This window comes from Bacteroides sp. 1001302B_160321_D4, from assembly GCF_015667765.1.
GTDB classification, from domain to species: Bacteria; Bacteroidota; Bacteroidia; order Bacteroidales; family Bacteroidaceae; genus Bacteroides; species Bacteroides xylanisolvens.
The window spans coordinates 20,168-39,028 of record NZ_JADPLO010000017.1 but is presented as its reverse complement, the minus strand read 5'-3'; the positions used below and the strand labels follow the sequence as shown (position 1 = coordinate 39,028).

Below are 18,861 nucleotides of genomic sequence, written 5' to 3'. Positions count from 1 at the left end.
CTTATACCCTTATAATTCATAAATCATAACTCATAAATCATAAAGTCTGTTTCACTTCTATTTCTTCGAATGTCTCGATCATATCGCCTACCTTCATGTCGTTGCAGTTCACCAGACTGATACCACACTCGAAGTTTGTACCTACTTCCTTCACATCGTCCTTGAAGCGCTTCAACGCGTTGATGTTTCCGGTAAAGATTACGATACCATCGCGGATCAAACGAGCCTTGTCGCTTCGTTTCACCTTTCCGGTCTTCACCATTGCACCGGCTACCAAACCCACCTTCGTAATGTTGAATACTTCGCGGATTTCGATAGTTGCCGTGATTTGTTCCTTCAGTTCCGGAGCCAACATACCTTCCATAGCAGCCTTCACCTCTTCGATTGCATCGTAGATGACAGAGTACTTACGGATGTCGACACCTTCCTGTTCAGCCATCTTAGCGGCAGCACCCGAAGGACGTACCTGGAATCCGACGATAATCGCATCCGAAGCGGCAGCCAGAGAAACATCCGACTCGGAAATTGCTCCCACACCCTTATGGATGACATTTACCTGGATTTGTTCCGTAGACAACTTGATTAACGAGTCGCTCAATGCCTCAACAGAACCGTCCACGTCACCCTTAACGATGATGTTCAATTCCTGGAAGTTACCCAAAGCAATACGACGGCCCAACTCATCCAACGTAAGGATCTTCTGCGTACGCAAGCCCTGTTCACGAGCCAACTGTTCACGTTTGTTGGTGATTTCACGAGCTTCCTGATCGCTTTCAACAACATGGAATGTATCACCTGCAGCAGGTGCACCGTTCAATCCCAATACCAAAGCCGGTTCGGAAGGTCCTGCTTCTTTGATGCGTTGGTTACGTTCGTTGAACATAGCCTTCACACGTCCGTAGCTGGTTCCTGCCAGTACGATGTCTCCCACTTTCAGAGTACCGTTAGATACCAATACAGTAGCTACATATCCACGTCCCTTATCCAGTGAAGATTCGATGATGGAACCCGTAGCATTACGGTCCGGATTTGCTTTCAGGTCGAGCATTTCTGCTTCGAGCAATACTTTTTCCAGCAAATCTTCCACACCCATACCTTTCTTGGCAGAGATATCTTGTGACTGATACTTACCACCCCATTCTTCAACAAGGTAATTCATTGCAGCCAGTTCTTCTTTAATCTTATCCGGATTCGCAGTCGGTTTATCTACCTTATTGATTGCAAATACAATAGGTACACCGGCAGCCATCGCGTGATTGATTGCTTCCTTCGTCTGCGGCATCACGTTATCATCGGCAGCCACAATAATGATAGCAATATCCGTTACTTTCGCACCACGTGCACGCATAGCGGTAAACGCTTCGTGACCCGGAGTATCGAGGAACGTAATACGGCGACCGTCTTCCAGTTGCACGTTATATGCACCGATATGCTGTGTAATACCTCCGGCTTCACCGGCAATTACGTTCGCCTTACGGATATAGTCGAGCAAAGAGGTCTTACCGTGGTCAACGTGTCCCATCACTGTAACAATCGGAGCGCGCGGTTGCAAATCTTCCGGTGCATCTTCTTCTTCAACGATAGCTTGTGCCACTTCCGCACTTACATATTCTGTCTTGAATCCGAACTCTTCTGCCACCAAATTGATTGTTTCCGCATCCAGACGCTGGTTGATGGAAACCATGATACCAATGCTCATACAAGTAGCGATAACCTGATTGACAGATACATCCATCATCGTTGCCAGTTCGTTAGCCGTAACAAACTCGGTCAACTTCAATACCTTGCTGTCTGCCATTTCCTGATCTTCCAATTCCTGCATACGGTTGGAAGCCATTTCACGCTTTTCTTTACGGTATTTGGACGTCTTGTTCTTACCTTTGGTTGTCAGACGTGCAAGAGTTTCTTTTACCTGTTTTGCTACGTCTTCCTCGCTCACTTCCTGTTTGATAACCGGCTTCTTGAAGCGATCCTTATTATTGTTGTTATTTCTTCTGTTATTATTTCCTTGTCCGCCCTGACCGTTGTTATTGCCATTACCATTGCCGCCTTTACCTTGTATATTAGGTCTCGGCGCAGCAAAGTTGGAAGTCGCAACGTTATTAACGTCTACCTTTTCTTTATTGATACGGTTGCGTTTTTTCTTAGCAGCATCTGCGCTTTCTTTCGGACCGTTCTTCACCACTTTAGAATCATCCTTACGGATTTCTTTGATGATGGCTTCCTTCATCAGTTTCTTCTGGTCCTGACGGATTTTCTCTTTCTCTTCACGTTCGCGACGCTTCTCCTCCTTCGATTTTTTCTTCGGACGAGTAGACTGGTTCAATGCAGCCAAGTCGATCTGACCGATCACATTGATCTTCGCGCCTAATTCCGGTTGACGGATTTTGAAAACACCATCATCCTCCGGAGCTTTTTCTGCTACCGGGGTTACTTCAGCCTGTGCAGTTTCCACCTTTTTTTCTTCTTTATGTTCTTCCGCCTTCACAGGTGCAGTTTCTACTACCTTCGGCTCTTCTTTTTTCACTTCTTCTACTACTTTTTCAACTTCTACCGGCTTCGTCTCCACTACAGGTTCCGGCACTACTACGGGCTCAACTACCACTGGAGTAGGCTCTACTACAGAAACAGGAGGTATCACCACCTCTTCTTTCTTCACCTCGGGTTCTCTCTTCTCGGGCTCCTTTTTTACTTCGGGTTTAACGACAGGCCGTTCTACAACAGGTTCTTCTTGTTTCTGTTCCGGTTCCTTCTCCACCTTTTCAGGTTTACGACCATTCAGTTTATCCAAATCAATTTTTCCGACAGGTTTAAACTTCGGACGTGCATCCTCAGGTACGACTGTCTTAATCACATCTTCCGACTTCTGTTTCTCCGGCTGCTTTTCGAAGCCTTCAATCGAAACAGACGCCTTATTACGTTCCTTATTCTGACGTTCCTGTATGAAACGCTCCGATTCAAGTCTAAGGTTCTTATCTGTACTAAACTCTTTTACGAGTATAGCGTATTGCTCCTCGCTAATTTTGGTATTAGGATTAGCCTCTACGGTATGCCCTTTCTTTTGCAGGAACTCAACTACCGTCGCGATTCCTACGTTCAAATCTCTTGTAACTTTGTTTAACCTTATCGTCATATTTTAAAATTAATGAATAAATGGAGCTTGTTTAAATGAAGAATTAAGAATGAAGAATTAAAAGTTACGATGTAGTATAACAGAGATAACTTTCATTTTTCAATTTTAAATTCTCAATTTTCTACTGAATTTTCACCTTCTTCTTCAAACTCCGATTTCAAAATGCGTATTACCTCGTCCACTGTCTCTTCTTCCAAGTCCGTCTTTTCAATCAACATCTCACGAGGAGCATTCAACACAGCCTTCGCTGTATCAATGCCGATAGCCTTGATGGCGTCGATCACCCATCCGTCGATTTCGTCTCTGAATTCGTCGAGATAGATATCTTCATCCGCTACATTCTCATCCAACTCACGGAACACGTCGATAGTGTACTCAGTTAACATACTGGCCAGTTTGATGTTCAAACCGCCTTTACCGATAGCCAGCGAAACTTCTTCCGGTTTGAGGAAAACCTCTGCTTTCTTCTCTTCCTCATTCAAACGGATAGAAGAAATCTTAGCCGGGCTTAAAGCGCGCTGTATAAACAATGAGATGTTCGATGTGTAATTGATTACATCGATGTTCTCATTGCGAAGTTCACGAACAATGCCATGAATACGACTTCCCTTTACACCTACACAGGCTCCTACAGGGTCGATTCTGTCATCGTAAGATTCTACCGCGATCTTGGCACGTTCGCCAGGGATACGGGCAATCTTCTTGATGGTAATCAAACCATCATTAATTTCGGGTACTTCCATCTCGAACAAACGTTGCAGGAAAACGGGAGAAGTACGTGACAAGATAATCTTAGGATTATTATTCTTGTTATCCACGCGGGCAACTACTGCACGGGCCGTTTCACCTTTGCGATAGAAATCGCTCGGGATTTGTTCGGTCTTAGGCAACAGCAACTCGTTTCCTTCATCATCTAAGAGCAACATTTCTTTCTTCCAGATCTGATACACTTCTGCATTGATGATCGTACCTACCTTATCTATATATTTATTATAAATACTGTCTTTCTCAAGTTCCAGAATCTTGGAAGCCAATGTCTGGCGGAGATTCAGGATAGCACGACGTCCGAATTTGGCAAAGATCACTTCATCAGTCACCTCTTCACCTTCTTCGTAGGAAGCATCAATTTTCTGTGCTTCGCTCAACGAAATCTGCATATTCGGGTTAGTCAAATCTTCATCGGCCACAACTTCACGGTTACGCCAGATCTCGAAGTCACCCTTATCCGGGTTCACGATCACGTCGTAATTCTCATCGGTGCCAAACATTTTCGCGATTACGCTACGGAACGACTCTTCGAGTACGCTAACCATCGTCGTTCTATCGATATTCTTCAGTTCCTTAAATTCCGAAAATGTATCAATCAAGCTGATTGTTTCTTCTTTTTTGGCCATAACTATTTAAAGCTAATTAAGTATTTAGTATATTTTATTTGCTCATAAGTAAAGGTTTCGTCCTCTTCTTGCAGTTTCGGACGTTTTGCTCCTTCTAGTTTTACTTTCTTTTGTACCGCTACCGTAAACTTCTCTTCATCGGCATCTTTCAGTATGCCGGCCAGTTTGCGTCCGTCTTTAGTCAATACCTCCACTTCTTGTCCGATGTGGATATAATACTGTTGCAGTACTTTAAAGGGCTGTCCGATACCGGCCGACCCTACTTCCAGTTCATAATCTTCCTCTTCACGGTTCAGTTTTGACTCTATGTAGCGGCTAAGCTCCACACAATCTTCGATCCAAACACCTTCTGCATGGTCAATTTCGACCACAATTTTGTCATCCGGGCTCACAGTTACTTCTACTAAAAAGTAGTCTTTTCCTTCCAGCCACTCATCTACAATCTGACAAACAGTTTTCTTTTCTATCATTTATTAACTATATAAGAACAAAAAAAGGAGCTTAATTGCCCCTCCACCTTTCATCCGTTTCCGGTTGCAAAGATATAAATAATCTATTCGACTACAAAAGATTAAAGAAAAAAAGTATGAATTAACAGTGCTATATTCGTATCTTTACGCCACAATTCAAAAAATAACGACTATGGCACATCGTCTCAACACAAATAAACAGTTTATGGTAGGTAACGGAATTCTTGCTTTTGCCGTCATTTTTGTCGTGGTTATTTTCGTATACATGAGTATGCGGCTACAACGGGAAAAGCAGGAAGAACGTCATTTCATCGAAAGCTACACAATCAGTCTGGTAAAAGGTTTTGCCGGAGATTCTATCTCTTTGTTTGTCAACGACAGCCTCATTTCGAATAAAACCATATCGGAAGAGCCTTACACGGTAGAAGTGGGACGTTTTGCAGAACAAAGCGCTTTATTGATCGTAGATAATAACACAGAATTAGTCTCTACATTTGATCTTAGCGAAAAAGGAGGGGCTTATCAGTTTGAAAAAGAATCGGACGGGATTAAACAATTAGCCAAATAATAAAGACATATCCCCCTATTACGTATCATAACGAACCATCATCAGGAATGTATAAGATTTAGAAGACAGCCAGAAATAGGAGCTTACAAGGCTTTACCCAAGATAGAATAAACTAAGTTCGTGACAATGCGAGAATATTATCTTGGCTGTAAAGCATTTTATATTTCCGTACGGTACTTTCTCAATTCTCCCCGCAAGGTCAATGCTTTTCCTTCTGTAAATTGATTAAGTAACGCCCAGAATCGTTCGCTATGATTCATCTCGCGGGTATGGCATAATTCGTGCAACAACACGTAGTCTATCAAATGAGAAGGTAGCAAAACCAGGTAATAGGATAAATTAATAGCTTTTCGAGCCGAACAACTCCCCCATCTGCCCTGACTGGAGTTTATTTTCACACTCGAATAGGGCAATCCGCATTGCTTGGACAAGAAAGCCAAACGTGAAGGCAGAATACTTTTTGCATTTCGCCTCAACGATTCTTCAATAACCTTATGCAACCAGCTTTGCAGTTTCTCATCTGTAAAATCGGCATGAGGCGGACAAACAATCTCCATCACCCCCAGACGGGAATTAGCCAGAAACTGATCTTTCTCGCCCGACACTAAAGATAGTTTAAAATGCTCCGCATCAATCTTATAATTCAAATCAATCAACGGACGAGCGATTTTTTGCCGGGAGGCCAGAAGTTTTCCACGCAAATTCTCGATGGCCTGTTTCACTTCTTTCAGGGTGGTACCAGGAGGAACTGAAACATAAACAGCATCACTCTTGGTACGAAACACAAGACTTCTCGCACGTGAATTGACGCGTATCACCAGACGCCCTAACTCATCATCTTCTATAATCTTATCCATTATAATCCTCCTATCAACAGCCACAAAAGTAATAAAAAAGAAGACGCTAACGAAAAACTTTATGGAAGATGCAACTTTAGATCAAGTTCTTCCGTCTAACCATTATATCAATCATAGAAAAGCGTAATTATGAAAACAAGTTTATTGCTCGTATTAGTCACGGGAATGTTTCTAGTACTTACTGCCGGCTCTTGCTTGCAGGGAAAACACATCGTAGGCAGCAAGAATTACATCTCCAAAGAAGTGAAAGCCGACCACTTCAATGAAATCAAACTAGTGGGAAGTGCCAACATCAGTTATTGGCAAGACACATGCAGCCATGTCGAAATTCATGGTTCCGACAACATCATACCACTTATAGAAACGTATGTGGAGGGTAGTACATTCATTATAAAATTCAAGAAGAATGTCACTATCTGGAAAGGAAAACTGGAAATAAAAGTTTTTGCTCCGGAGCTGAATAAGCTGTCGGTCAACGGTTCAGGAAATATAAGATTAATCAATGGGATACAAACCTCTAAAGATATTGAATTCCACATCAACGGTTCGGGCGACATTCAGGGAGAAGGATTCAATTGCCAAAAAATGGCCGTTTCAATTAATGGTTCGGGAGATGTAAGACTACAACAAATAGAAAGTCAGGAATGTCAGGCAAGTATTTCCGGTTCGGGCAATATCAATCTGAACGGCAAAGCCATTCAAGCGAGCTATTCTATTGCCGGATCAGGAAATATTCAGGCTGCCGATTTGCAAGCAGAAAACACAGACGCAAGCATTAGCGGCTCCGGCAACATCAGCTGCTATGCCAGTCAGAAGCTGGTTGCCCGCGTCAAAGGAAGCGGTGATATTGCCTATAAAGGAGATCCTCAAGAAGTGGATGCGCCACGAAAAAATATACGGCAGATCAAATAAAGACAGTTTAAATAAAGACAGTTTAAAAACATAAAAGGGCTACTGCATCGCGCGGTAGCCCATTTATTTAGTTAGTTTCATTATAAAAATTTGAGAGAATTGAAAACTTCACAGTTTCGCCTTCGTTGTTGTTTTAATTAAGCACACTAACTATATTATATGTTTAAAGCAAATGAAAATGTCTATTCGTTTATAACTTGCACCTTGTGGTTGATCTTCGCCAGGCTATCCGCCAGGACCTGTTCCGCTTTCACATCATTTGAGATAGCGACCGACGGTGCAGTTACTTGTTTACCAATGGTATCCGTAGCCAATACACTTCCATCATCTCCGGAGAAAGAATGTTGTGCCACATTCCCCAAAGAAAGGATGATTGCAATTACGGCAGCGGCCTTGAACAGAGGAATAAAACGACCGGTCAGTGTCAAACGTTTCGCTTTTACTACCGTAGGCTCCACCTCTGCCAGAATACGTGCATCAAAGTCTTCGCCCAGTCCTACTTCCTGCTGAACCTGCTGATAAACAAACAGATTCTTATAGCGAAGCAAATGAGCCGGAACTTCTTCCTTTGCGAAGAAGTCGCGCAATGTTGCTTCCTCCTCAACGGAAGTTTCGCATTGCCAGTATCGCTCGAGGAGCTGTTCTATATCCTTATAATCCATATTCGTCAATTTCTAAATACCTTTGTTTTACTTTTTGCCTGGCTCTGAAGAGATTCACTTTGACTTGTTCCTCTGTCAGATTCAGCAAGGTTGCAATTTTTTTATAGCTTTCACCTTCAATGTCCCTCAGTTGCATGATAAGCCGCTGTTTTTCGGGAAGTTCGTTTACCAGTCTATTAATGATATTCATTCTTTCATCATGAATCATCTGGTCGTACGGACTGTTTGCATCAGGTTCTTCCTCCATTTCGGGGGTGAGTTCCACATTTTGAGCTTCTTTCTTTTGACTCCGGTCTATCGCCAGGTTCTTTGCCACTATCAGGCAATAGGCTTCGACCGATTCAAATTGAGACCACTCATCACGCTTGTTCCACACTCTTATCATGGTATCCTGAACGACATCCTCGGCTTCGGCCCTATCCAGGGTGATTCTGAGAGCCAATCGAAAGAGTTTATCCTTCAACGGCAAAATATCGTTTCGGAAGCTGATTTCTTGCATCTCTATAATAATGACGGGCTAGGATATGAAAAGTTACAGTCGCCCACTACTTTTTTTTGAATTATTTTTTTATTCTCGTTCCTCCAGAGTCGTTAATCGCTGACGCTAAAGTAATTACCACTTCAGAAACTCCTGCATTTATTGCTTCAAAAGAATTTTCCAACTTAGGAATCATACCTCCTTGAATAACGCCATCGGCTACATATTGTTCAAATTCGGCACGGGTGATTTGAGGAATCACACTGTCGTCATCATTCTCGTCACGCAACACACCTTTCTTCTCGAAACAATACACCAATGTCACATCAAACAGAGCCGACAACGCTTTCGCTGTTTCCCCGGCAATGGTATCTGCATTCGTATTCAACATATTGCCGTGACCGTCGTGTGTCAATGGAGCCATCACGGGAACAACGCCTTTATGTATCAAATCCGACAATAAAGTGGCATCCACCTGTTCCACATCCCCCACAAACCCGTAGTCTACTTCTTTCACCGGACGTTTCACCGAACGGATTACATTCATATCCGCTCCGGTCAATCCGAGTGCATTGACTCCGCGTGCTTGCAGACCTGCCACAATGTTTTTATTCACCAATCCGCCGTACACCATCGTTACGACTTTCAACGTTTCGGCATCGGTAATCCGACGACCATTTACCATTTTGCTTTCAATACCCAGTTGCGCGGCAATCTTTGTTGCCGAACGACCGCCACCATGAACCAACACTTTATGTCCGTCAATAGCGGCAAAGTCATTTAACAACTGACGAAGGGTGGCTTCCTCTTCTACGATTTTGCCACCCACCTTAATAACTGTTAGTTTTTCTCTCATTTCTTGATTTCTAATAAGTTCACCGAATGGAGAATCCGGCTCCGGCACCCTGCCGGTTATTCCAAATAAGTATATCCGTAAAGCCCCGAACGATAGTTGGAAAGGAATTCTTTTCCTTCTTCCAAGGAGATTTTTCCTTCTTTCACTGATTTCGTCACCCAAGTTTCGAGCGTACGTACCAGCTTCTTCGGATTGTACTGCACATAGTCCAACACCTCCGCTACCGTTTCTCCGTCGATAATCTGTTCGATATTATATCCTTTCTCGTTCACCGAAACATGCACGGCGTTCGTATCACCGAACAAATTATGCATATCTCCCAAAATCTCCTGATAAGCACCCACCAGGAATACAGCCACATAATAAGGTTCTGTTTTCTTCAGTGCATGTACAGGCAGATAATGAGCCACGTTACGGGTAGAGATAAAGTTGGCAATTTTGCCGTCCGAGTCGCAGGTTATATCTTGCAAGGTAGCCGAACGCTCCGGTTTTTCATCCAATCGCTGAATAGGCATGATCGGGAATATCTGGTCAATTGCCCAAGAGTCAGGAAGTGACTGAAACAGCGAGAAGTTACAGAAATATTTATCGGCAAGCAGTTTGGACAATCCACGGAATTCATCGGGCGCATGCTTCAAACCGGCGGCAATCTGATTAATCTCACGTGTAATAGACCAATACAGACGCTCGATTTGTGCGCGGGTTTTCAGATCCACGATTCCATGACTGAACAAGTCCAATGCTTCCTCCCTGATCTGCTGCGCATCGTGCCATGCTTCCAACATCTTGTTCTGATTCAGCGAATCCCAGATTCCATATAACTCCTGCACCAATTCGTGTGCATCCGGAGCAATTTCCTCCTCGTCATCCCATTCGGGCAAGGTAGCGGTTTCAAGAACTTCAAAGATGAGAACAGAATGGTGTGCCGTCAATGCACGTCCACTTTCCGTTATGATATTCGGGTGCGGGATACCATTTTTATCGCTCACGTCTACTAGCGTAGAGATAGAGTCGTTTACATATTCCTGAATGGAATAGTTTACACTACCTTCGCTATTGGACGAACGGGTTCCGTCATAATCCACTCCCAATCCACCGCCAATATCAACAAACTCCACCTTAAAGCCCATTGAATGGAGCTGCACGTAAAATTGTGAAGCCTCGCGCAAAGCCGTTTTTATACGACGGATCTTCGTCACCTGACTACCGATATGGAAATGAATCAGCTTCAGACAATCTTTCAAGCCTTTGCTCTCCAGAAAATCGAGCGCTTCGAGAAGCTCGCTGGAAGTCAAGCCGAACTTGCTGGCATCTCCTCCCGACTCTTCCCACTTTCCGCTACCGGAAGAAGCGAGTTTGATACGTATACCGATATTAGGCTGCACATTCAGCTGTTTTGCCATTTTTGCTATCAGCTTCAGTTCGTTCATCTTCTCCACAACGAGATAGATACGTTTACCCATCTTTTGGGCAAGCAGAGCCAGTTCAATATAACTTTCGTCTTTATATCCGTTGCAAACAATCAATGAGTCAGAGTCCGTATTGACCGCAATCACCGCATGGAGTTCCGGTTTAGAACCGGCTTCCAGTCCGAGATTGAACTTCTTTCCGTGGCTGATAATTTCTTCCACCACAGGGCGCATCTGGTTGACCTTAATCGGATAAATAATAAAGTTCTGGGCTTTATAACCATACTCCTCGGCTGCCTGTTTAAAGCAGGACGACATCTTTTCAATACGGTTGTCCAAAATATCCGGGAAACGCACCAGCATGGGAGATGCCACATCACGCAATTGTAACTCATCGACCAGTTCTTTCAAATCAACGGATACTCCATCTTTACGAGGTGTAACAACGACATGACCTTTGTCATTAATACCAAAGTACGAGGTACCCCAACCTGTGATGTTGTAGAGTTCCTCAGAATCTTCAATACGCCACTTTCTCATTTTCTGTTATTCAGTGTTTTTAGTAAATAATTGGACGGCAAAAATACGGATTAATCTACATGTTGGCAATTAATTGGACATTAATTGTTTCAAACGGTCCATATAACCACTATTTCCGTTGCGGGCGTCATAGCGAAGTGCCAGCTCTTCCGCCTGCTGATAGAAATAATTGCGAAGCTCACTGACCTGATAAATTCCGTCCGGACGATAAAGAGGGAATTCCTCCGGCAACGACAAGGAGACTTCCGGACAGGTCTCATACTTCAAGGCCTCTACCATATCGCAAGAGAAGCGATATTTCTTCAACGTATTCGTACGCAAGCTCCAACCGATGCACCGCTCGGCATACTCCCAGCCTCTTTCCGGCTTCGTCATTATATTATAAGCAATAAACAATCCCAAGTAAAGCAAAAGATATTCATCCTTTTCTCTTCCCAGCAATGCTTCTTCGGCGCGTGCACACATATCGGCGGCAACCTCCGGTTTGCCAGCTTTCTGTGCATAATAAGAAAGCTTCAAGTAAGCCCGCAAATTGGCTTCATAACAGGTGACCTGCTTATTAATCAATGGCTGCGCCCGGCTGTAAGCCTCATCAAACTGCCCTGTTTCCAGATAATAATCCAGCATAAAATTCAGTTCGCAAGCCTCACACGACTGATCGTCTATCTTTTCATTCAGCATCTTGTCAATATATTCTTTCGCCTTGTCATACTGGCGCATCCAAATACATTCCACAGACCAGCGGTGATAATAACTCCGCAAAGAATATCCATTCCGCAGAATACGGGTTTTATAATCCTCACCGATCGCTTTCACCTGTTCCATCGGAATTTCCGGCAGATCGAACGTACAAGCCCAGATCCATTTATATTTCCACAACAAGTCATCTTCTTTGATTACATCCTTGTGATTCTCGTAATCATCCAAGATTTTAGAGAACACGGTAATCTCTTCCGCATCTGCCGAAAGAAGATTCAGTTCATAGATAAGATCCAGTCTCAACTCCGTAGCCCATTCCACATCTTCGTTCTCATCAGCGATGCGGATAGCTTCTTTCAATAGATTGGCTTTTTCACGGGGATGCAGGCTGTCATTCTGTGTCTGCAACAGCAGTTTTTGTATTTCAAGTGTGTATCTCATACTCTTTTTTTAATTCAGGAAATTTATAAAATCATTCATTTTCGAAGTCATCAGTTCGCTAAGCGAACGGTTGAAAAGCTCCATTTCTTCACTGTTCACCGGATATTTACCTTGCAAAAGCGATTGTACATACAATATATGCACCACATGCTGAAACAATTTATTGTCTCCCTGTATTTGCAATAAAGTCTGCACCATTTCGTTATCCGCATTAAAAGTGAGTGTCGGTGGAATCTGCTTGGCAGTATTCACAGCCCCCAATACAGCCGCCAACGGATTATTGGCACTTTTAGCTACATTCTCCTTTTCCTCCGCCACAAAGATTACCGGAATATCCACCGGAGTAAAATGTTTCAGACGGCAGACACAGCCAAACCGCTTCAACAACTCGTTCGCTTTCATTTCAAAAGCCTGAAACTCTTTATTCGCCTCTACTTCGCCAAACTGTTCCAGCAACCGTGAAGGAGATATTTCATCCAACGTAAGTTCCGGATTCAGACGGACATACTTTTTCAACAAAGTCTCATCAAAAGTGTAAGCAGCATTCACCACCAGCCATCCTTGTGCTCCGGCTATACGGCGCACCTGACGGAAATCTTCCAGATTCTTGGTATAGCATATCACATTGCTTGCCGAGCGAATACTTCCAAAACCACGCAGCCCCTTATTTGTTTCAAAAGGAAGGTAATCCATAAACAAACGGAGCAGTTCATTATCTTCCGAAGCAATCGCCTTGATATGGAAGTGATGAACATCCAAGATCCGGTTGAACATGGCTCGGTCATTCTGCACCAATCCCCGCAAATAATCCTTGATAGCTATCCCGATCTCTTTCCGTGCATCCTTCAACTGGTCATTGCTCACCAAAGATTCGCGGGAAGCAGTAGACAGCAATCCGTCCGCATTCACCAGACAACGGATAAAGAAAGCCCACGGCGGCAACAGATTACAATCGTCCTCACTCAACAGCATACGTTTAAGGTAGACCTTATGGGAATTGCGTACTGAAAATTGTGTGCGGAAAGGCAAAACATAAAGTACCCCTTCTACCTTACCACTGTCAGTATAAATCCGGAAAGCATCAAGAGCAGACGACTGAAATACTTTTGCCCCATAATCCAGCAGTTCTTTGCGAGTCGCCTTCGGGTCAAGCCATACGGGCGAAGGCGTATTTACCAATTCCTCTTCTCCCTGATAATGCAGATAGATAGGATATGGCAACACTTCCCCATAACTGACCAGTATCTTCTTAAACGTTTCATATTCAAAAAGATGCATCCAGTCTCCTTTCGGATGCAACACCACCTGCGACCCGATAGGCCGTTCTTCGTCCGATAAAGTCAGCTGATACGTCCCATCCACTTTGCCACACCAGCAAACAGGCTGTCCGCCCATTGCCGAACGACTCTCCACGGTGATTTCATTAGTCACCACAAAACAAGATAACAATCCGATACCGAACCTTCCGATAAAATCGTCCGCATCGGGAGTATCCCGTTTTGAACTCTCTCCGATAACCGTCAGAAAACGATAAACTTCCTCTTCTTTCAGTCCGACTCCATTATCCCTGAACACCACCGTTTTGTCTTCATTCAGAAAGACATCGATACGTCCTTTATAATTCTCGTCGATATTGCGTAGTGCCGTGATGGCATCTACACAATTCTGCAACAATTCGCGAACAAAAGTATTCGGGTTACTATAAATGTGCTCTGATAACAGGGCAATCATACCTTTAAGATTGACCTGAAACAGATTATTCCCTTCTTTTTCCATGTTCCTCTTTTACTTTCTCCTCCTTCCGGTAATTTTAAGAGCTTTCTCATTGCCATTCTCTGCGGCCTTTTCGAACCATTCCATTGCAATTTCATCGTTTTCTTCCACGCCTTTGCCCGTCAGATAGGCATTTCCAAGTTCAAATTGCGCTTTGTCGCTATTTTTTTCAGCAGCTTTCAGCAGCCATTGCACCGCAGCTTCCGGATCAGGAGTACAACCTTCGCCATACATCATCATCTTACCGAGATAATAAGTCGCAGCAATATTTTCATTCCCTGCCGCATCCGTAAACCAGCGGTAAGCTTCGGCATAGTTCTGTTTCACACCTACTCCGTTGTAATAGCAAAGTCCGGTACGATACATACTCATCGTATTTCCATTATCCGCAGCCAGCGTATAATATTTAAAAGCTTCCGTTTCATTATCTTCCACTCCGATACCCATTTCATAACAGATACCCAATCCTTCGCTATACCACTCGTATTCGGCAGCTTTCTTGAAATAGGCAAAAGCCTTTTCCGATTCGTTCAGACTGTCATAATCATACAGGTAATACTCACCCATACGCAACATTGCCATTGGAATTTCGTTGGCCACAGCCTTCTCATACCATTCCATAGCCTTTTTATTGTCTTCCAGACAGGGACCGCAACCAAAGAAATAATAGTCTCCCATCTTAAACTGGGCATAACCATAGTCCTGTTCAGCAGCTTTCATCATATATTCCACAGCCTTTTGCGGATTTTCTTCCACGCCATTGCCATTTTCATAAGCCAGGCCCAGCTCTGTCAGACAACGGGACTCTTCCTTCTCCGCTCCTTTGCCGAACCATTCGAGTGCCTTATCCCAGTCTTCTGCCGTTCCGATTCCTTCTTTATAGCAGCGTCCCAGAGCAAAAATCGCATCATTATCATCCGCTTCAGCCGCCTTTGTATACCAAGCGAAAGCCTCTTCCGGTTTTGCTTCGCCAAGAACACCTTTTTCCATATAAAGACCAGAACGGAACATCGCATAAGGATAACCCTGTCCGGCAGCCCTACTAATCAGTTCAAATGCCTTTTCATAGTTCTTCTCCACTCCATCGCCATTCTCATACAAGAACGCCAGTTCTACAAGAGCAAAGCAGGAACCCAGTTCGGCTGCTTTTTCATAACATTCTCTCGACTTATCGGCATCTTTTACACCGCTGTATCCATTAGCCAGGTAAAGCGCCATCCGACAATATCCGTCGGCATTGTTCAGCGAAGCTGCCTTTTCATAATACTCTAACGCCTTCACATAATCCGGTTGTTCAGACAAGAAGCCACGCTCATACATCCAGCCTAGACGATAAGCTGCATTTCCCGAACCCAACTCAATAGCCTTCTCCAACAATTCTTTCGCACGATTCATGTCCTCTTCCACCAATTCACCGTTGAAATAGACATTAGCCAGTCCTTCTATACCTTGTATATAGTTATCTTCCACGCAACGGTTCAGACACATCAGTCCACGTTCCACGTTCTTATATTCATCATTATACAGGTAGATCAGCGCCAGTTCATACGCACTGTAAGATTCACAATAAAGCATCCCCTTTTCCAGCCATTCAATAGCTTTCGGCATATCCAGCCATTCTTCTTCCTGATAATTATATCCCAGGAAGTTAGCGGCAGACCACACCCCTGCATGCCAGGCTTTTTTCCAAAGTTCAAAGCCCAGTTCTTTCGGTTTATTCAGTTCCGGATAACGGAAATAAAGGGTAGCCAGATTTTTAAGACTATAAAGATTGGGAACTATCTCCAGAGACTTTTCGTAGTAAGCAGCTTCCTCTGCCACACTGCCTTCCGCCCTGTCGAGCGCGTCTCCCAGTGCTGCATATACATGAGCACGCAAACGTTCTCCTTCAGGCAGTTCGGCAAGCAGGTCATGACGCATCTGCGATGCTTTCGCTTTATCGCCTGTAAATTCTTCGACAAAAGCACGATAATGTTTTCCCCATAAAATAGCTTCGGGAGAAGTGAGAGCGGCAAAACGTCGTTCGCCCTCTTCTTTATTTTGTTCGCAATAGAATCCCATGTATAGCCAATAGGCAACAGTTGCTTCCGCTTCAGCCCAACCCATATCGGCAGCCTTTTCGTAATACGGAAACAAATAACTCATATCCCGCTTTCCATAACGGGCTTCAGAATATTGCGCACCTTTCTGTGCCCATCCCGCGCCGCTAAACACAGCTACACGGTCACATACCTGTATCACCTTCTCCCACCAGAATTCATATTCTTCTGCGTTGAGATCGACCTCTACGTTACAGTCAAAAGCACTGAATATCAGTTCAAAAAAATCTTCTGTTAATTTCTCGTCTTCTTTTGTGTCCAAAGCATATTCACATACAGCCAATGCTTCCCACCAATTTTCCGCATTTAATAATGAGGCCGGTGTATACTGTGGAAACCATACTCTTGCAGGCTGTCCGGATGCTTTAATTCTAGCGGATAACTCTCCAAATTTCTCTTTTAAAATTTTCATGATATAGACTTTACCTTAATTTTGTGTTATTAGTCAATAAAAAAATCTCATAACGAGTGCAAGGTACTAATATTGACTGAATGAACAATAAAGAGTATCAAAAAAATAAAGTCTGATATACAATTTAGGCACAGATTATAATCCGAGAAGTTGTTGCAAACGTTGCACTGATGTTTCAATCTGCCAACGGTCTTCCAATTCATCTGCATTAAAGATATATTGTGCCTGGTGATAAAAAGGCGCGCGTTTCTCAAGCGCCTGAACGATGAACGCTTTCAGTTCGTCATCCTCTTTCCCCTGAAGAATAGGGCGTTGCTGTTTAGCCACACGCAAGCGTCTGAACAGCACATCCGGATGCACATCGAGAAAAACCGTCTTTCCGGTCCGGTTCATAAAGTCCATATTATCAAAAAAACAAGGCGCTCCACCTCCCGTCGAAATTACCACATTCTCAAACTCGGCTACTTCATGAAGCATATTCCGCTCCAGTTCCCTGAATCCTGTTTCGCCTCGTTCAGTGAATAATTCTCCAACGGTTTTGTGAAAACGCTCTTCGATATACCAGTCCAGATCAACGAACGGTATATTCATTTGCCGGGCAAATGCTTTACCCAACGTCGTTTTTCCGGCACCCATATAGCCGGTAAGAAAGATACGAACCATAAATGACTAATTTTGCTCACAAAATTAATCATTTAATGAAGAATGAAGAATGAAGAATGAAGAATTTTAGCCATTATGCCATCCAATTCTTCATTATTCATTCTTCATTCCCGATTTATTTAAAGATTCTCACCCGTTCTTCAAGCGGCTGAAATTCTTTTTCACCCGGTTTGCCAATAGGAAGTCCGAACGGCATTTCCGCAATCAGATGCCAATGTTCCGGCAAGTTCCATGCACGGCGCACTTCTTCATCAATCAACGGGTTATAGTGTTGCAGCGATGCTCCGAAACCTACATCCTCAAGCATCACCCAGATAGCCAGCTGGTGCATGGCAGAAGTCTGCAATGACCATCCCGGGAAGTTCTCCTGATAAGACGGGAAAGCCTCCTGAAGTCCTTTCACTACCTTTTGATCCTCAAAGAACAGTACAGTTCCGTAGCCACAGGCAAAGGAATGATCTATCTTCTCTTCTGTCTTTGCAAAAGCTTCAGCCGGTACAATCTTCTTCAATGCATCTTTCACGATCTGCCACAGTTTCTTATGAGATTCTCCCAACAGGAGCACCACACGTGTAGTCTGTGAATTGAATGCTGACGGTACGTGACGCACGGTCATATTAACGATACATTCGATCTCCTGATCGGATATAGGTGACTGATTAGTAATTGAATAGTAAGTCCGACGTTGTTTCAAAGCTTCACTAAAAGATCTTTCCATCATAGTTCCTTTCTTATTTTATATTCTTAAAACTCTCTTTTTTTTATAACAAGTATCCCCCCTAACTTGTTCAGTTAGAGAATATATTTGTACCTTCGCAGCGTCAATTCATTGGCTATCTAAATTTATCGTCAGAAAAATGGCAAAACAAAAATTTTATGTCGTATGGGAAGGCGTCACACCCGGGATTTACACTTCCTGGACAGACTGCCAGCTTCAAATCAAAGGATACGAAGCTGCCAAATACAAATCATTCGATACGCGCGAAGAAGCGGAACGCGCGTTGACAATGTCTCCCTATGCTTATATCGGCAAAAATGCAAAGTCTAAATCAGGAGGTTCCAAACCTTCGTCAGATACTTTACCCCCTTGCGTGATCGACAATAGCCTGGCAGTCGATGCAGCCTGTAGCGGCAATCCGGGACCGATGGAGTATCGTGGAGTACACATTGCCAGCCGTCAGGAAATTTTTCATTTCGGCCCGATGAAAGGCACGAATAATATCGGTGAGTTTCTAGCCATCGTACACGGGTTGGCGTTGTTGAAGAACAAAGGTTTCGACATGCCTATTTACAGCGACAGCGCCAATGCGATCAGCTGGGTACGACAGAAGAAGTGCAAAACCAAGCTCCCCCGCACTCCGGAAACGGAAGAACTGTTTTTATTGATCGAACGGGCAGAAAAATGGTTGCGGGAAAATACATATACCACTCGTATCCTGAAATGGGAAACGAAAGAATGGGGAGAAATTCCGGCCGACTTCGGCAGAAAATAAAA

General features: G+C 43.7%; 16 protein-coding genes. 3 read left to right on the top strand and 13 right to left on the bottom strand.

What is annotated here, in order from left to right:
* Positions 1-37 precede the first annotated feature (37 nt).
* From infB to rimP, 3 genes are all read right to left on the bottom strand, one after another.
* The gene (gene infB, locus KFO40_RS09005; protein WP_008642742.1) at positions 38-3,133 is read right to left on the bottom strand and encodes a translation initiation factor IF-2; all 3,096 of its coding nucleotides are present in this window, start codon (positions 3,131-3,133) and stop codon (positions 38-40) included.
* A gap of 113 nt (positions 3,134-3,246) precedes the next feature.
* Entirely contained in the window at positions 3,247-4,527 is a 1,281-nt protein-coding gene (nusA, locus tag KFO40_RS09000) for a transcription termination factor NusA (protein WP_008024083.1), read from the bottom strand.
* Positions 4,528-4,529: 2 nt separating this feature from the next.
* Positions 4,530-4,997 (bottom strand): ribosome assembly cofactor RimP, encoded by a 468-nt coding sequence (gene rimP / locus KFO40_RS08995; protein WP_008642741.1) that lies wholly within the window; start codon positions 4,995-4,997, stop codon positions 4,530-4,532.
* 172 nt (positions 4,998-5,169) lie between these two features.
* Between rimP and KFO40_RS08990 the strand changes: the two genes are divergently transcribed.
* A complete protein-coding gene (locus KFO40_RS08990; RefSeq protein ID WP_008024082.1) occupies positions 5,170-5,565 on the top strand; it encodes a hypothetical protein in 396 nt (131 codons plus the stop codon).
* Positions 5,566-5,723: 158 nt separating this feature from the next.
* Here KFO40_RS08990 and KFO40_RS08985 read toward each other — a convergent pair whose 3' ends face one another.
* On the bottom strand, positions 5,724-6,422 hold the full coding sequence (locus KFO40_RS08985) for a SprT family zinc-dependent metalloprotease (protein WP_008024081.1): 699 nt from the start codon (positions 6,420-6,422) through the stop codon (positions 5,724-5,726).
* A 129-nt stretch (positions 6,423-6,551) separates the two neighbouring features.
* Between KFO40_RS08985 and KFO40_RS08980 the strand changes: the two genes are divergently transcribed.
* Positions 6,552-7,334 carry a head GIN domain-containing protein gene (locus KFO40_RS08980; protein WP_151923434.1) on the top strand — a complete coding sequence of 261 codons (783 nt, stop codon included), beginning with the start codon at positions 6,552-6,554 and terminating at the stop codon, positions 7,332-7,334.
* Positions 7,335-7,516: 182 nt separating this feature from the next.
* Here KFO40_RS08980 and KFO40_RS08975 read toward each other — a convergent pair whose 3' ends face one another.
* The 9 genes from KFO40_RS08975 to KFO40_RS08935 form a co-directional block, all read right to left on the bottom strand.
* The gene (locus KFO40_RS08975; RefSeq protein WP_004315419.1) at positions 7,517-7,996 is read right to left on the bottom strand and encodes a hypothetical protein; all 480 of its coding nucleotides are present in this window, start codon (positions 7,994-7,996) and stop codon (positions 7,517-7,519) included.
* Positions 7,986-8,495: an RNA polymerase sigma factor gene (locus tag KFO40_RS08970; RefSeq protein ID WP_121960365.1), complete on the bottom strand. Its 510-nt coding sequence runs from the start codon at positions 8,493-8,495 to the stop codon at positions 7,986-7,988. Before KFO40_RS08970 ends, KFO40_RS08975 begins: the two co-directional genes overlap by 11 nt.
* 61 nt (positions 8,496-8,556) lie before the next feature.
* Positions 8,557-9,330, bottom strand: a complete 774-nt coding sequence (gene argB, locus KFO40_RS08965; RefSeq protein ID WP_044129844.1) for an acetylglutamate kinase — start codon at positions 9,328-9,330, stop codon at positions 8,557-8,559.
* Positions 9,331-9,386: 56 nt separating this feature from the next.
* Positions 9,387-11,279 (bottom strand): biosynthetic arginine decarboxylase, encoded by a 1,893-nt coding sequence (speA, locus tag KFO40_RS08960; protein ID WP_008024078.1) that lies wholly within the window; start codon positions 11,277-11,279, stop codon positions 9,387-9,389.
* Positions 11,280-11,348: 69 nt separating this feature from the next.
* Positions 11,349-12,419 carry a hypothetical protein gene (locus tag KFO40_RS08955; protein WP_121960364.1) on the bottom strand — a complete coding sequence of 357 codons (1,071 nt, stop codon included), beginning with the start codon at positions 12,417-12,419 and terminating at the stop codon, positions 11,349-11,351.
* Between the two features lie 9 nt (positions 12,420-12,428).
* The gene (locus KFO40_RS08950) at positions 12,429-14,195 is read right to left on the bottom strand and encodes an HSP90 family protein (RefSeq protein ID WP_195564198.1); all 1,767 of its coding nucleotides are present in this window, start codon (positions 14,193-14,195) and stop codon (positions 12,429-12,431) included.
* Between the two features lie 9 nt (positions 14,196-14,204).
* Complete coding sequence (locus KFO40_RS08945; RefSeq protein ID WP_211146274.1) at positions 14,205-16,703, bottom strand: tetratricopeptide repeat protein; 2,499 nt, start codon at positions 16,701-16,703, stop codon at positions 14,205-14,207.
* A 135-nt stretch (positions 16,704-16,838) separates the two neighbouring features.
* Complete coding sequence (locus tag KFO40_RS08940; protein WP_055236084.1) at positions 16,839-17,366, bottom strand: shikimate kinase; 528 nt, start codon at positions 17,364-17,366, stop codon at positions 16,839-16,841.
* Between the two features lie 115 nt (positions 17,367-17,481).
* Entirely contained in the window at positions 17,482-18,084 is a 603-nt protein-coding gene (locus KFO40_RS08935) for a nitroreductase family protein (protein ID WP_008770436.1), read from the bottom strand.
* Positions 18,085-18,223: 139 nt separating this feature from the next.
* On the opposite strand from KFO40_RS08935, the gene KFO40_RS08930 reads away from it, so the two are divergent.
* Entirely contained in the window at positions 18,224-18,859 is a 636-nt protein-coding gene (locus KFO40_RS08930) for a viroplasmin family protein (RefSeq protein WP_151936182.1), read from the top strand.
* Positions 18,860-18,861: the final 2 nt, after the last annotated feature.

Excerpts from the sequence above, each read along its gene's own strand:
- infB (WP_008642742.1), bottom strand. The coding sequence starts at position 3,133 with ATGACGATAAGGTTAAACAAAGTTACAAGAGATTTGAACGTAGGAATC.
- nusA (WP_008024083.1), bottom strand. The coding sequence starts at position 4,527 with ATGGCCAAAAAAGAAGAAACAATCAGCTTGATTGATACATTTTCGGAA.
- rimP (WP_008642741.1), bottom strand. The coding sequence starts at position 4,997 with ATGATAGAAAAGAAAACTGTTTGTCAGATTGTAGATGAGTGGCTGGAA.
- KFO40_RS08990 (WP_008024082.1), top strand. The coding sequence starts at position 5,170 with ATGGCACATCGTCTCAACACAAATAAACAGTTTATGGTAGGTAACGGA.
- KFO40_RS08985 (WP_008024081.1), bottom strand. The coding sequence starts at position 6,422 with ATGGATAAGATTATAGAAGATGATGAGTTAGGGCGTCTGGTGATACGC.
- KFO40_RS08980 (WP_151923434.1), top strand. The coding sequence starts at position 6,552 with ATGAAAACAAGTTTATTGCTCGTATTAGTCACGGGAATGTTTCTAGTA.
- KFO40_RS08975 (WP_004315419.1), bottom strand. The coding sequence starts at position 7,996 with ATGGATTATAAGGATATAGAACAGCTCCTCGAGCGATACTGGCAATGC.
- KFO40_RS08970 (WP_121960365.1), bottom strand. The coding sequence starts at position 8,495 with ATGCAAGAAATCAGCTTCCGAAACGATATTTTGCCGTTGAAGGATAAA.
- argB (WP_044129844.1), bottom strand. The coding sequence starts at position 9,330 with ATGAGAGAAAAACTAACAGTTATTAAGGTGGGTGGCAAAATCGTAGAA.
- speA (WP_008024078.1), bottom strand. The coding sequence starts at position 11,279 with ATGAGAAAGTGGCGTATTGAAGATTCTGAGGAACTCTACAACATCACA.
- KFO40_RS08955 (WP_121960364.1), bottom strand. The coding sequence starts at position 12,419 with ATGAGATACACACTTGAAATACAAAAACTGCTGTTGCAGACACAGAAT.
- KFO40_RS08950 (WP_195564198.1), bottom strand. The coding sequence starts at position 14,195 with ATGGAAAAAGAAGGGAATAATCTGTTTCAGGTCAATCTTAAAGGTATG.
- KFO40_RS08945 (WP_211146274.1), bottom strand. The coding sequence starts at position 16,703 with ATGAAAATTTTAAAAGAGAAATTTGGAGAGTTATCCGCTAGAATTAAA.
- KFO40_RS08940 (WP_055236084.1), bottom strand. The coding sequence starts at position 17,366 with ATGGTTCGTATCTTTCTTACCGGCTATATGGGTGCCGGAAAAACGACG.
- KFO40_RS08935 (WP_008770436.1), bottom strand. The coding sequence starts at position 18,084 with ATGGAAAGATCTTTTAGTGAAGCTTTGAAACAACGTCGGACTTACTAT.
- KFO40_RS08930 (WP_151936182.1), top strand. The coding sequence starts at position 18,224 with ATGGCAAAACAAAAATTTTATGTCGTATGGGAAGGCGTCACACCCGGG.